10 protein-coding genes are annotated in these 13,514 nt (G+C 67.1%); 2 read left to right on the forward strand and 8 right to left on the reverse strand.

The features are described from left to right. Nucleotides 1-94 precede the first annotated feature (94 nt). The gene (locus tag AC6CH3_RS01220) at nt 95-1,801 is read left to right on the forward strand and encodes a dolichyl-phosphate-mannose--protein mannosyltransferase (RefSeq protein WP_498130702.1); all 1,707 of its coding nucleotides are present in this window, start codon (nt 95-97) and stop codon (nt 1,799-1,801) included. Nucleotides 1,802-1,815: 14 nt separating this feature from the next. Here AC6CH3_RS01220 and AC6CH3_RS01225 read toward each other — a convergent pair whose 3' ends face one another. From AC6CH3_RS01225 to AC6CH3_RS01245, 5 genes are all read right to left on the reverse strand, one after another. Beyond that, entirely contained in the window at nt 1,816-3,027 is a 1,212-nt protein-coding gene (locus tag AC6CH3_RS01225) for a TIGR01906 family membrane protein (protein WP_498130703.1), read from the reverse strand. A 213-nt stretch (nt 3,028-3,240) separates the two neighbouring features. Further along, nucleotides 3,241-4,473 (reverse strand): L,D-transpeptidase, encoded by a 1,233-nt coding sequence (locus tag AC6CH3_RS01230; protein WP_498130704.1) that lies wholly within the window; start codon nt 4,471-4,473, stop codon nt 3,241-3,243. 187 nt (nt 4,474-4,660) lie between these two features. Then, nucleotides 4,661-6,148: an adenosylhomocysteinase gene (ahcY, locus tag AC6CH3_RS01235; protein ID WP_498130705.1), complete on the reverse strand. Its 1,488-nt coding sequence runs from the start codon at nt 6,146-6,148 to the stop codon at nt 4,661-4,663. Between the two features lie 52 nt (nt 6,149-6,200). Beyond that, nucleotides 6,201-6,482 (reverse strand): Trm112 family protein, encoded by a 282-nt coding sequence (locus AC6CH3_RS01240; RefSeq protein ID WP_498130706.1) that lies wholly within the window; start codon nt 6,480-6,482, stop codon nt 6,201-6,203. A 76-nt stretch (nt 6,483-6,558) separates the two neighbouring features. Next, on the reverse strand, nt 6,559-6,948 hold the full coding sequence (locus tag AC6CH3_RS01245) for a DUF3499 domain-containing protein (protein ID WP_498130707.1): 390 nt from the start codon (nt 6,946-6,948) through the stop codon (nt 6,559-6,561). Nucleotides 6,949-7,069: 121 nt separating this feature from the next. Between AC6CH3_RS01245 and AC6CH3_RS01250 the strand changes: the two genes are divergently transcribed. Further along, nucleotides 7,070-7,582, forward strand: a complete 513-nt coding sequence (locus AC6CH3_RS01250; protein ID WP_498130708.1) for a metallopeptidase family protein — start codon at nt 7,070-7,072, stop codon at nt 7,580-7,582. A 19-nt stretch (nt 7,583-7,601) separates the two neighbouring features. Here the strand turns inward: AC6CH3_RS01250 and AC6CH3_RS01255 are convergent, their stop codons facing one another. The 3 genes from AC6CH3_RS01255 to AC6CH3_RS01265 are packed head-to-tail and all read right to left on the reverse strand — an operon-like array spanning nt 7,602 to nt 13,256. Next, nucleotides 7,602-9,335 (reverse strand): DUF5719 family protein, encoded by a 1,734-nt coding sequence (locus AC6CH3_RS01255; RefSeq protein ID WP_498130709.1) that lies wholly within the window; start codon nt 9,333-9,335, stop codon nt 7,602-7,604. Continuing rightward, a complete protein-coding gene (locus tag AC6CH3_RS01260; protein WP_498130710.1) occupies nt 9,328-12,681 on the reverse strand; it encodes a glycosyltransferase family 2 protein in 3,354 nt (1,117 codons plus the stop codon). Before AC6CH3_RS01260 ends, AC6CH3_RS01255 begins: the two co-directional genes overlap by 8 nt. Before the next feature lie 29 nt (nt 12,682-12,710). Continuing rightward, on the reverse strand, nt 12,711-13,256 hold the full coding sequence (locus AC6CH3_RS01265) for a WhiB family transcriptional regulator (RefSeq protein ID WP_498130711.1): 546 nt from the start codon (nt 13,254-13,256) through the stop codon (nt 12,711-12,713). Nucleotides 13,257-13,514: the final 258 nt, after the last annotated feature.

A 13,514-nucleotide genomic window follows, 5' to 3' on the forward strand; every position in this document is an offset into this window, starting at 1 on the left:
GTCACCGGGGCACTCGGCCGCAGGGGGGCGCCAGGAGGTGAATGGCGGAGGAACCCTGCAGGAGACGCCCAACTGCGAAAGGTAGCATGGGCACGTGACGCAGACCTCCGTTCGGCCTGATGCGGCCGGTTCCGCCAGTACACCGGCTTCCGCCGCCGAACCCGGGGCCCGCGGCCTCGAGGGCGCCGGCTGGATCAGCCGCCCGTCGGAAGCCTTCACCGCCGGGGAACTGACACGGCGCCTGATCGGGGGCATCCGGAGCTGGCGCGACTACCCGCCGTCGCTCAGGCTTTGGTTCTGGCTGGTGCCGGCGCTGACCGCTTTGGTGGGCGGGATCCTGCGCTTTGCCCGCCTGGAGGTGCCCGGGAGTTTGGTCTTCGACGAAACGTACTACGTCAAGAACGCCTACTCGTACCTCATCAGCGGCTACGAGCGGAGCTGGCCCGAGAAAGCGAACGACTCCTTCAACGCGGGAAATCCCGGGGTGCTGCTGGCGTCGCCCGAATATGTAGTCCACCCGCCCGTGGGCAAGTGGATGATTGCCGGCGGCATGTGGCTCTTCGGTCCGGACAACCCTCTGGGCTGGAGGTTTTCGGCGGCACTGGCAGGCACGATATCCATTGCCCTCGTGGCCCTGATCGCCCAGAAGCTGTTTGGTTCCTTAATCCTGGGTGCCGCGGCAGGTCTCCTGCTCGCCGTCGACGGCCATCACCTCGTCATGTCCCGGACATCACTGCTCGACATCTTCCTCATGTTCTGGATCCTGGCCGCGTTCGGTGCGCTGCTGATGGACCGCGATGATGGCCGGCGCCGCCTGGCCGTTCGGCTGGCACGGCTCGCGGCCGATTCCCCAACAGGCCAGCCGTCCCATCTTCAGCTGCTGTCCGGGCCTTGGCTGGGGGTCCGCTGGTGGCGCATCCTCGCAGGCGTCTGCCTGGGCCTTGCCGTCGGCACCAAGTGGTCGGCGCTCTTCTTCGTCGCCGGCTTTGGCCTTCTGACAGTGTTTTGGGATCTAAGCGCACGCCGTACCGCGGGCATCCGTGGCTGGATCAGCGCCGGCATCCTCAAGGACGGCATCGTGGCGTTTCTCAGCATCGTCCCCGTGGCGGCCCTGACGTACGTCGCCACCTGGGCAGGATGGTTCAGGTCAACGGATGCCTATTACCGTCAATGGGCTACGACGAATCCGAGTGTGGACTGGGGCTGGCTGCCGGACACCGTGCGGTCATTGGCGCACTACCACCTCGAGGCGTACAAGTTCCATCAGGGGCTGAGTTCTGAGCACCCGTACGAGGCCAGCGCATGGAGCTGGCTGGTGATGGGCAGGCCCACATCCTTTTACTACGAATCCCCCAAGCAGGGCACAGCCGGCTGCGACGTCAGCAGCTGCACTTCGGCGATCCTGTCCGTGGGGAACCCGCTGATCTGGTGGGGAGCCACGATCTCCCTGGTGGTGCTGCTGTTTTGGTGGGCGGGGCGCAGGGACTGGCGTGCAGGCGCCGTACTCGCTGCGGTGGGTTCCGGCTACCTCCCATGGTTCCTGTACCCGGAACGCACGATGTTCTTCTTCTACGCAGTGTCCTTCGAACCGTTCCTCATCCTGGCGCTCGTGTATGGCCTGGGCCTGGTCCTGGGCCGCAGGACAGACCCGCTGTGGCGCCGGCGGTCAGGACTGTACGGGATAGTCCTCTTTCTTGTGGGAGCTGTGCTGCTCTCCGCGTTCTTCCATCCGGTGTGGACCGCAGAGATCATCCCCTACCAGGACTGGCGTGTCAGGATGTGGATGCCTTCCTGGATCTGAGGCCCGGCAGCAGCTCAAAGCCGGACGGACCGGTCCTCGCCGACTTCGGCGCCGGACTCCGCTTCGGCATCGCCGCCTGTGCGGGACTTCCTGGCCCGCTTCGGCAGGCCGCGGCGGCGCCGGGTGGGCCACGTCAATATCAGGGTGACCACCGCAGTAAGCAGAACAAGCGCTGCGATGGCAATGCCCGCGTCGATCCAGAACTGCCCCGGGAACAACCGGATGAGCGTGTCTTCCAAGGCAAAGGTCCACGTACCGCTGGCGAAGAAGATCCGGTGGAACTCGGTAAAGAACTGTTCCCAGCCGAGCAGCGCCAGCCCGGCAAGCGCGGAGATAAACGCGAGCGTCACGATGGAGCCGGCGAACAGGCCGCGCCTGACACCGCCGGAGCTGCGGCGGCGCAGGTAGACGATGACGGCGATGCTCAGCAGGAGCAGGAGTGCGCCTGCGCCGAAGGCGGACAGGATCACAAGCTTGACATCGGCCATGTGGCTGACTTCGCCGTCCTGGAAGAGTTTCTCCCCGTTGCGGTTGACGAGTTCGCCGAGGTACCGCGGTCCTGACCAGTTGCTGAGGTAGTCCACGGCGTAGGATCCATAGGTCATGCGGTCGTCGGAGTTGAAGCCGTAGCCGTCACCGGGGAAGCCCGGCCGGTGGTACTCGATCCAGAGGAAGAGCGGGCTGGTGACGGCGCGCACTGCCAGGACCAGGAGGACCACGGGGTAGAAAACGGCGAGTACAACCTGCATGAAGCGCGGCAATACAGGCTTTGCGTTCGCCGCCTGCTCGCGCTCCGCGTTCCGGCGTTCCACGTCCTCGCGCGGCGGGCGGATCTGAAGGGCCGACGTCGGGAGCTGTTCACTGTAGTGGGCGCCACCGGATGGCGGCGTGTCGGCGTCCGGCGGCAGGTCCAATGGACCGTTAGCGGCGGCGGCAGCCTCGGCGGCCTTGCGGTCGGCCCTGCTTCCGGCCTGGACCTGGCCGGCAGGCTCGCCGTCGGCCGGCTCCCCGGCGCCGGAACCCTGGTGTGCTGCGCTGTCATCCGCTGCTGAGCGGTTGGCTGCGGCACCGTTGGAAGGGGCGTCCTCCGCGAACCTGGTCGCGGGGGAAGCCGACATCCACTCGAACGCCGGCTCATCGGAGTCGTGGGCAGGATCAAGCACCGGTTTGTCGGCTTCCCGCTGCGGATCGAGCCGTCTGGACGGGATCGAAGTATTGTCGTTCACTGCAGCTTCACTTCCGTAGGCGTCCGCGCTCCAGGCCGGTGCCAGGCAGCGCTGTATATCTCCTAAAGAGCCTACCGTCCGCTCCTCTGGCACGGCGAGATGAAACCCGCACTGCCGGAATCATGCGGCTATTTCGTTATAACCCTTGCGGCGTTCCAGAGCGTGGACGCTACGGTGTGCGGCAACTGATCTGCGGCAAATGGCGCGCGGCTGCTACCGCTTGGCGTACTGCGCCCAGGGGATGTTCCAGTCGCCGTAGCCCTCCAGCGGTTCGACCGGCGGCGCCCCTGTGTTCAGCGTCTGCACAACGTCCCCGCTCTTCATGTTGTTGAAGAACCAGGCAGCATCGGCGGGCAGCAGGCCAACACAGCCGTGAGAGACGTTGTACTTGCCCACGGCGCCCCAGGCGGACTGCAGGGCCTGGTGAACGTAGACACCGGAGGACGTCAGCCTGTTGGCATACTCAACCGTGAGCGGCGGGTAGTATCCCTTGTCCCCCGGTTTGAGGCCGATGCTTCCGGCGTTGAACTTGGAGCGGCGTTCCTGCTCCATGATCACCGCGTAGCCGGTGGGTGAGAGCCATTCGGCATCACCCAGGGTGACGGGGGCGGTCTTGACGAGCTTGCCGTCGAAATAGACCTTCATGGTCTTCGTCGTGTCATCCACCACGGCCAGACGCTGGGGTCCTACCTTGAACTGCACCTTGGCGTTGAAATTGCCGATCATGCTGTTGCCGAAATCGACGCCAAACAGCTTCATGTCCACAGTGACCTGGCTGTTGGAGGCCCAGAACTTCTCGGGACGGATGCGCACACGCTGGTCTGTGTACCAGTGCCACGCCACGGGCTGTTTCGAGGAGACTGAGATCTTTACGGCTTTCTCCACCGCTGCCTTGTTAGCCACGGGTTCGCTGAAGACGATCTCGATGGGCTGCCCGGAGCCGACCGTGGAGCCGTTCTCAGGGTAGACAGCAGCGTCGGCCTCGTTGGCGCTTTCGACGGTGGTGAACGTCTGCGCCTTCTTGGTCTCGCGGCCAGCTTCGTCAACGATCGTATAGCTGTAGTTGTAGACCGAGTTGAACAGGAGCGGATCCAGCGCTGTCCAGGTGCTGCCGTCGGCGCTCATGCTGCCCTTGACTGGCGCACCGCCCGCCGCCGGTGCCAGGATGACGTCCTTAAGCTTGCCGTTGACCGCCTTGACGGACGGTGCCACTGCGGGGTTAACGCCTTTTGCGCCGTCGGTGGGTGTCACACCCAGCTCCACGGCCTTCACCACCGGGGCTGCGAGGCCGGGCTCGTTGCGGACGGGCGTAGCGGCCTCGGACTCCGGAGCGGAGTTGGCCCATCCCGGCGCGGTGGCAACACCGAATCCGCCGGCGGCAACCGCCGTGCAAATCGCCGCGACCGCAAGGATCTTGCCGATCTTGCGGCTGCTCTTTTCCGTCATGACTGGTTCTCCATGTCCCCCGCCGGGCCGCCAACAGGCGTCCGTCCGTGTGCCCAGCAGAAGCGCTGACCAGTCAATTTTATCGCACGCCTCGGCCGCCCCGGTCCGCACGGCCCGGGGCGGGCCTCGCCGGGAGCCCAATTTCCGGGCTCCCGGCGTGCGTTCCAGCCTAGTACCGCGTTCGGGCCTAGTACCGGTAGTGCTCCGGCTTGTACGGCCCCGCCACATCCATGTCGAGGTAGTCAGCCTGGTCCTTGGACAGTTCGGTCAGTTCCACACCCAGGGCATCCAGGTGCAGGCGTGCCACTTTCTCGTCCAGGATCTTCGGCAGGACGTAGACCTGGTTGTCGTACTCCCGCTCGCCCTCAGGCTGGTCCTTCTTGGTGAACAGTTCGATCTGGGCGATTACCTGGTTGGCGAAGGAGTTGCTCATGACGAAGGACGGGTGGCCCGTGGCGTTGCCAAGGTTCAGCAGCCGGCCTTCGGAGAGCACGATGATGGACCGCGGGCTGGAGCCGTCTGCAGCGTCGTCCTCGAAGACCCATTCGTGGACCTGCGGCTTGATCTCGACCTTGCGGATGCCCGGAACGCGGGCGAGGCCGGCCATGTCGATCTCGTTGTCGAAGTGGCCGATGTTGCCCACGATGGCCTTGTTCTTCATGCCGACCATGTGCTCGGCCATGATGACGTCCTTGTTGCCCGTGGTGGTGATGAAGATATCGCCCTGAGCGAGCACGGACTCAAGTTTCGCCACCTGGTAGCCATCCATGGCCGCCTGCAGCGCACAGATAGGATCGATTTCGGTCACGATCACGCGGGCGCCCTGGCCGCGGAGCGCTTCGGCGGCACCCTTCCCGACGTCTCCATAGCCGCAGACCACCGCCACTTTTCCTCCGATGAGGACGTCAGTGGCCCGGTTGAGGCCGTCCGGCAGGGAGTGGCGGATCCCGTACTTGTTGTCGAACTTGCTCTTGGTCACGGAGTCGTTGACGTTGATGGCCGGGAAGAGGAGCTTGCCCTGTTCCGCCAACTGGTAGAGGCGGTGCACGCCCGTGGTGGTCTCTTCGCTGACGCCGTGGATTCCGGCGGCGAGGCGTGTCCACTTCTTTGGGTCCTCCGCCAGCGTCCGGCGCAGCAGGTCCAGCACGATGACGTGTTCCTCGGGGTCATTCTCCGCTGCAGCCGGAACCGCGCCGGCAGCCTCAAATTCGACGCCGCGGTGCACCAGCAGCGTGGCGTCGCCGCCGTCGTCGAGGATCATGTTGGGGCCAAGCTCCGGATTGGTGTCCGCGCCCGGCCACGTCAGGATCTGCTCGGCCGTCCACCAGTATTCCTCGAGGGTTTGGCCCTTCCAGGCAAAGACCGGAACGCCCTGGGGGTCTTCCACCGTTCCGGCGCCCACCACCACGGCGGCCGCGGCTTCATCCTGCGTGGAGAAGATGTTGCAGGACGCCCAGCGGACCTCGGCGCCGAGGGCTGTGAGGGTTTCGATGAGCACGGCAGTCTGCACCGTCATGTGCAGGGAGCCGGCGATGCGTGCGCCCTTCAGCGGCTGGCTGGGGCCGAATTCCTTGCGGAGCGACATGAGGCCCGGCATCTCGTGCTCGGCGAGGCGGATCTGGTGGCGTCCGGCCTCCGCGAGGGAGATGTCGGCAACCTTGTAATCGAGGGTCATTGGTGTCCTTTGCTGTATCCGGCGTCTTGCCTTCTGCGGTGCGGGCTGGGGTCTAGGCTGTTGAGGCGTCCGGAGTTGCCGGGCCGGAAGTTTCCGCGCTGGACGTTTCCCGGCTGCCCAGACGGGCATCGTGCTGGTCTGACCGGGCGGCGTTCGCGGCTGCCAGCAGTTCAGGGGGAAGGAGCAGCGGAATTCCGTCCTCGATCGCATAGCGCAGCTTTTCGCCGCCGGCCCCCGCGGCGGTGGTCACCAGTTCCTCGCCCTCCTGGGTCAGGGCCGAGCCGGTGACAGGGCACCTCAGGACGGACAGCAGTTCAGGACTGATCTTTGGCATGATGGAAGCTCCCTGGGTGGGCGAACGCGCGCCATGGCGGACGGATTTGCAGCTTCCAGCCTACCGCCAGTTGGCCTCAGGACGGCTCGCGCAGGACTCGGAGGTGCCCGCGGCGTGTGCCTTCGGTTCCGGCCGGCGCCTCAAGCGCGGCATGGGATCCGCGCTGCCCCTGCTGCGTTGCTGATGCTGCGGGCCGGGCGGCGGCCTCGCGGACTGCGTCGGCGAGGGCGAGAAGGTCGTCGGGTCCGGGTTGCTGAGGCTGGGACGGCATGGCCAGGCGCAGGACTTCCCAGCCCCGCGGAACGGTGAGCGAGTCGGCATGCTGCTCGCAAAGGTCGTAGCAGTGCGGCTCGGCATACGTGGCCAGCGGTCCCAGCACGGCCGTTGAATCGGCGTAGACGTACGTCAAAGTGGCCACCGCAGACCGGCGGCAGGCTGACCTGGAACATTGACGGATAGCACCCACGACATCACAGACTACTCCGGATGGCGCAGGATTTCCGACAATGACGGCACCCCGGGATTCGGCGGTGCGGCCCGGCGGGGATTATGTCGCGCAAATGATCCGGCGGGTCTAGAGTCTGTATATGCAGTCATCGCACCAAGATTCGGGTTTTACGGTCCGGTTGGCTGACCCCGAGGCTCCCCAGGATGCCGCCGGCTCGGCCGCCAGGCGGAGCTTTGCACAACGACGCCGCAACCGCCACGGACGCGGTCTTCGCGGGGAACTCATGTTGCCCTCGCTTCCCGCGTACCGGACACGCTCGGACCGGTTCGACGAACTCGTCATGGACTCCGCGCAGCGGCTCCACGATATCTGGGGCAAGCCTCTCGACGGCGTGCGTTTTGCGGTGGATGAAATCCCGCCAAACCTGGAGCAGCTGGTAGCCGACGGCTCGCCCCCGCCGATGGGCTGCTACACGCCCGCCACGGAGGATGAGGGGCCGATGATCACGCTGTACCGCCGCGTGGTCGAGCAGGGCTGCCCGGTCAAGGAGGAACTTCAGGACCTGGTGCATGACGTGGTGGTCGAACACACTGCGGAGATGCTCGGCGTGGCCCCGGAAACCCTCGACCCCGTCTACCGCCGGCGCTACTGACAGCCGCCGGGCCGCAGGCCTAGTACCCCAGCGTTACCGGGACTTTTTGCTGCCCCTCTGCGCCCGGCGTGATCGCGACGGTTGAGACATCGTTCCTGCCGTCCCGTTCAAGGAGCACCGTGCCGTAGGCGGCGCCGCCGGCCGCCGAAACCACGTATCCGACCACGGACGACTTTTCGATCTGCTCCGGCACCTTCAGCGACGTGGTGGTTCCGCCAGCGATGTCCGCGGTGGCCGCCGGCCGGACCTTTCCGTCGGCCGTGATGGGTGTGTACGAGATGGTGGCACGGTCTGCAAGCGCCCCGAGCACCAGGAACCGTTCACCTTCGGCGGGGACGGGAACGACGTGCTGGCTGCCGAGTCTGCCGGTTGACGGCGCCCAGGAGAAGTCCGTACTTTCGGCGGCCTTCAGCCCACGGGTGACGCGGGCAGCGGCCACGATTGTCACATCAGCGCTTGCGGAGACCGTGTACTGCCCTGCGGGGACTCCGGTCAGCGGAACCTCCGTCACGGTGCCGGCCTTGGCCGTGACCACACCGCCGCGGGGCAGCGCCTTCTGCCCGCCGCGGCCGAAGAGCCTGACTTCCACCACGGCGTCCACGGGACCGGGGACGGTGATGTGCAGGGAGGGTGCGGCATCGCCGAAGCCCCGGGTTCCGGTGAGATCCGCCAGGCCGTCAGCGTCCTGGATGTCCACGCCGGTCATGACCTGGAGGGCCGAGGGTGGCGTTCCCGGGGCAATGAAGTCAACTCCCCCGGGAGTAAGACCACGAAGCGCGCTCTGCTGGATGAATGCGCTCACGGGGCCGCCGGTGCTGCGGGCGTGGATACTCAGCCGTTCCTGGCCGGGGGCAAGGCCCGCGAGCACGATGGAGCGTGTTGTTCCCGGGCCAACCAGGAGTCCGCGGCTGCCGGGTGCCCGGATCTGGCCGTCCTTGCCGAACAGTTCGAGATTGACCGTGGCGGGAGTGGTTGAAGCGTTTGTCAGATGCAGGACGCTGCTGCGGCCAACTGCCGTGTTGGCGCCTGTCAGCCAAAGGTCATTGAGCGGTGCCTGGCAGGCTGCAGCGGCCGAGCCCTGCAGGTCGCCGTCCGTTGCGGAGTAGCTCATGACTCCGGCCGCAGCTGCCTGCCGGTTGCCAAGGGCGTCGGCGCTCAGGACGCTGACGTCCTTCACCGCATGTTGCGCGACGACGCCTGCCAGTTGGGCTGAGGCGCCCGCAGGGGCCGATGCGGTGCCCGGATCCTTAGCAATGCGCACGAGTTCGGAACCGTCCAGCGCTGAGAGCCTGCTGCCCGGAAGCAGAGCCCCGGCCGCGCCGACTACTGCTGCGGAGACCGCGCTCCTGGCCGTGGCGGACTCGGGGCTGAACTGCGGGTCCGTTCCCACGGGTGTCCCTTCGAGCAGCTTCGCCGGGCCGGGGCACACGTCTTGGCTCATGCCTGCCGGGACGGATGCCAGCGGCACCTCGAGTTCCTGGCCGCCGGACGGCTGCGGAGCGAACGATGCCGCCGCTACCAGCCCGCCCCCGGCGACAACGATCGCTGCCGCCGACAGCAGACCGGTCAAAGTTCCGCGGCGGCGTGCATCCCCGCCGCCCCTGTTCACCGCTGTGGACCCCTTCACCGCTGTGGACCCGGCCTTCTTTGCGGCTTTCGGCCGTGCGCCCCTGCGGGCAGCGGATGCCGGGGGGAACGCGGGTGCGGACGCCGGCGCCGCCGGTGTGCCGCCGTCGTTCTCTTCCTTATGCATTCTGGTATTCCTTACGCAGCGAGCCTTCATCCCTGGACAGCCCCGTGTTGGGGCGCCGCGCGGGCATGGGAAGCGCCAGCAGGGCGGTCAGGCCGATCACAGTTGCCTGGACGATGCCGGTCCAGAGGGCCCACGGATTGTCGTAGCGGACCGTAACGTGGCCGGCCTGCGGAGGCAGCGTAAAGGCCTGCGACCAGCCGGACGTGGTGGACGTCAGCTTTCGCCCGTCCAACCAGGCCGTCCATCCCGAATCCGCGCGCTCTGTGAGGACGAGCAGCCTTCCCTCGGGCCCCTTCGGCACGTCAGTGTCCACGCCCGTCAGCCCGGAGGGAAGGAGGTTGGTGGTGTCGCCCTTGGCATCGACGATGCGGGCGCGGTGTGCGACGTCGGCGGGCTGGAGGACCTGGTCGTTCAGCGGACTGACACGCCAGAGCCAGCCGGAGTCTGTCAGGCCAACGGCGACGAGACCCGGAACGGCGTCCATCCGGCTTGCGGTCAGCTGGGCCGCGGTGTCCGTGGACCGGAGGACAACGAATCCTACGCCCAGCCGCTCCAGCTCGGGCCGCGGGTCGACGCCATGGGCGGCGACCACCGTGGCGACAGTCGTGCGCAGGGCGGCAGTCACCTGATCATCCTCGCGCACGGATTCTTCACCCGGGACTCCACGGATATCGCGGGCCGAGGCGATGGTGGAGAGCGCATCAAGCGTTGTGCCCCCGCCCCTCATCAGCGAGGCAGAGTAGGTCTCGTTCGCCCCGATGCTGATCAGCAGGGTGCGCGTCTGCTCCGGCCCCTCGCCCCGGTCGATCGCTGTGGCCGGCAAGGTACGCGGATCAGTGGCAGCCACCATTCGGGGGGTACCGAGACCCGGCGATTCCTGCGGGTTCTGTGTGTTCTGTGGGGCCTGCGCGTCGGGCTGGACAACGTTCTGGACAGTCCAGGCGGCGAGCCCGGCCAGAGGCCCTGCCAGCAGGAGAGCTGTGGCAAGCGCGGCCGTGACACGGGCAAGGGCACGCCCCCTGTTCCGCGATGGCGCCCCAGCGCTTGGAGCGGCAGTCCAGGCGAGGTCCAGCAGGCGTTCGCCGCCGATCAGTGCAGCGCCCAGAAGCGCGAAGATCGCGGCGGATACCGCGGCGCCAGGGAATGGCGCGACCAGCTCCTCGGTGCTGGCGCCGGTGGCCACATGCCCGGCCAGCCAGCCGCCAGCGAGCGCGATGAAGGCGGCCACCCACAGGGCGCGGGCAACGAGGGCACGCCGGGAGGGAAGAAACAGCGCAGCCGCGGCCAACCCCAGCACCGGAGCCCCGACCAGAAGGGCGAGCAGCAGAGCCCACGGCACAGGGCCGGCCGCGAAGGCGGCCAGCCCGGACAGCCCGCCGGCAACGTCAAAGCTGAGCGGCTGGCCCAGGACCTGCTGCCACAGCGGCGCGGCGTCGAAGCCCAAGGGCAACCCCGGATCCGCCAACAGGGCCCGCGGACGGTCCAGCGTCGACACGGCGACGGGGATGAAAAGCGCGGCACTCGGCAGGAGGGCCCACCACAGCGTGCGCCCCCTCCGCCTGAGCGCGAAGCCGGCAAGGATGATAACGACGGCGGCCGGCACCAGCAGCGCAGGTGCCGCAGCGGTGACCACGGCGAGCGCCAGTCCGGCGGCGGCTGCCGCCGTCCATGACGGGGTCCCGTTGACGCCCGGCTTCACCGGAGGCTTCTCCGCGAAACGCCCTTCAGGCAGTGCGGGCAGGGCAAAACGTCCGCGTCCGAGGGCCGTCCCCGTGGCACGCAGCAGCGCCAGGACGAGGAGGGGCATCATGAGGTGGGCAAGGAGTGCTCCGATGCGCCCCTGGTTCAGCGCCACCTGGAGGGCGGGCGCTCCTGCCCATACGAGTGCTGCTGCCAGCCGGAGCCTGCGGCGGGACGTCAGCGCCCCGGCGGCGAACCAGGCGGCGAGGCCGGAGAGCGGCATGGCCAGGAGGAGCAGCCAGACAACAGCGCCGTTGGCGTTTCCGCCGCCCAGCAGGCCCAGGACCCAGAGGACATAGCCGAACGGATCGCCATGGCCGGGAAGCCCTGCTCCCAGCCCTATCCACCAGTTGGACGCCCGGTGCCAAATATCCTCCAGGCTGGCGGAGACCGGCAGGAGTGCGCCCCCGGCCACGGCGTCGGCGCTGAAGAGCCCCGCCAGACCCGCGAAGGAAGCGACGCACGCAATCATCACTGCCGCGAGTGCTCCATTGCCCACCCAGCCCCGTTCGTTGGTGGAGAGGGCAGCGAAGTCATCTGTCGAGTCGCCGCTGGGCTGTTCCGCCAGGGCGTCATTGCCGTTTTCCTCCGCCCGGGTGTCGTCCGCGCCGAGGGCCTCCATCAGCGAGCGGCGGTGGCTCCAGACTTCCCGGCGGTCAGTCTGCAGGGCACTGACCACTGAACGCCGGACCCGGCGCGTTCGTGCCGCACTCCGCCGGCCCCGGTAGATTGCCGCCGGCCGGCCGAGCGCCGCCGCGGTCGCCAGGAGTTGGGAAAACCCATGGCCCGGGTCCTTGACGGCGATGCTGAACACCAGCTTGAAGATACTGCCCAGGATTGCCGCGACTGCATGCACCGGGACCAGCCACAGGGGTGCGTGCTTGAGCCGGAGGTGAACCTGTGCCCGTCGCGCCGCGGCGCCGTTGCCCAGGGCATGGGGCCGGTGGGACACGTGGAACATCCTGGCGCTGGGCACCACCACCACGCGGTTACCGGCGAGGCGGTTGCGCCAACAGAAGTCGACGTCGTCCCCGGTTCCGGGTAGGGCGGGATCGAACCCCTTGAGGAGTTCCCAGACATCGCGCCTCACCAGCATGCCCGCAGAGTTGACGGCGAAGGTGTCAGAGCGTCCGTCGTACTGGCCCTGGTCCAGCTCATCAGCCTCGATCAGGGTGAGGCGTTCTGCCCAGCGGCTCGTCGAAAGGCCGACGTCGATGAGCCGGCGTTTGGCGTCCCAGTCCAGCTGCTTGCAGCCGGCCACGGTGACGGACGGGGCGCGTTCAACGGCGTACAGCAGCTCGGCCAGGGCTTCAGGTGCAGGCGCGGCGTCATCGTGCAGCAGCCAGATCCACTCCGAGGCTGCGTCCGGCGATTCCGGATTCCACGGCGCCAGGGCGGTGAGCCCGGCACTGACGGCAAAGCCCATTCCGGCTTTACCGGCTCCGACACCGGTGACGTTGCCCGGACCAAGCGCGCGCTCAAGGAGGGCAGCGGAATTGTCATATGACCCGGTATCAACCCCGATTGCCGCATCCGGCTGCCGGGTCTGGCCCGCCAGCGCCGCCAAGGTCCTGGGGAGATATTCACTGCCGTTGTGGGCAACCACAACGGCAGTGACATGTACTTCCTGAAGAATTAGACCGCTCGCTTCCTCAGCCGACGGCGCTCACGCTCGGAGAGGCCTCCCCAAATACCGAACCGCTCGTCATTCGCCAATGCATATTCAAGGCATTGCGACCGCACGTTGCAGGCTCCGCAAACTTTTTTGGCGTCCCTCGTAGAGCCGCCCTTTTCCGGGAAAAAGGCTTCCGGATCGGTCTGTGCGCACAATGCGTCCGTCTGCCAGCCGAGTTCGCCTTCGTCGTCAAAGTCGTCGGCGCGGGGAAGACCGATCCAGACCGGCTGCGCCAAGGTCCCCACCCCGGGTGCCCGGAGTTCCATGGGAGGATCATTGGGGTCCTCCTCGTCCTCCGGCCCCGCCCCCAGCAGCGCCTCGTGCTCCGCAAGGAAGGCTGTGGCCTGATCCTGCAAGGACGCGGTGGTGTCCAGGTTGTACCGCTCTGCGGCGTCCGGATCCGCCGGATCTACGTACCAGTCGCTCGGCACCCCCCGTGACCTGTATTTCGCCGTGGCCTGGCCGGCCACAACGGCTTCTTCCTGGATACGCTCAACATGCCCCATGCGTCCCCTCCTGAATTGGTCAGCCTCTGCCCGGACACTCGAGACACTCGGTTTGCGTGCCGGAGACTTTGCGATGGCTTTCAATACCTAATTACACGTGTGTAACTAGGGGGAGTCAAGCTGCAGACGGGATAATAATCAGTTCCGGACCGAAACAGGCGCCACGCCACGCCCAGGAATTAAATACGACGACGCGCCCCTGGGGAGCGCGGAATTTGACAGCAAGCTTACGGTCCAGCCGCCGCCTGTGCAATTGCT

The sequence above is a fragment of the Arthrobacter sp. GQ119 genome, from assembly GCF_059759125.1.

Bases quoted from the DNA above. Each gene is read 5' to 3' on its own strand.
- AC6CH3_RS01240 (WP_498130706.1), bottom strand. From the start codon at position 6,482: ATGCCAAAGATCAGTCCTGAACTGCTGTCCGTCCTGAGGTGCCCTGTC.
- AC6CH3_RS01265 (WP_498130711.1), bottom strand. From the start codon at position 13,256: ATGGGGCATGTTGAGCGTATCCAGGAAGAAGCCGTTGTGGCCGGCCAG.
- ahcY (WP_498130705.1), bottom strand. From the start codon at position 6,148: ATGACCCTCGATTACAAGGTTGCCGACATCTCCCTCGCGGAGGCCGGA.
- AC6CH3_RS01250 (WP_498130708.1), top strand. From the start codon at position 7,070: ATGCAGTCATCGCACCAAGATTCGGGTTTTACGGTCCGGTTGGCTGAC.
- AC6CH3_RS01230 (WP_498130704.1), bottom strand. From the start codon at position 4,473: ATGACGGAAAAGAGCAGCCGCAAGATCGGCAAGATCCTTGCGGTCGCG.
- AC6CH3_RS01255 (WP_498130709.1), bottom strand. From the start codon at position 9,335: ATGCATAAGGAAGAGAACGACGGCGGCACACCGGCGGCGCCGGCGTCC.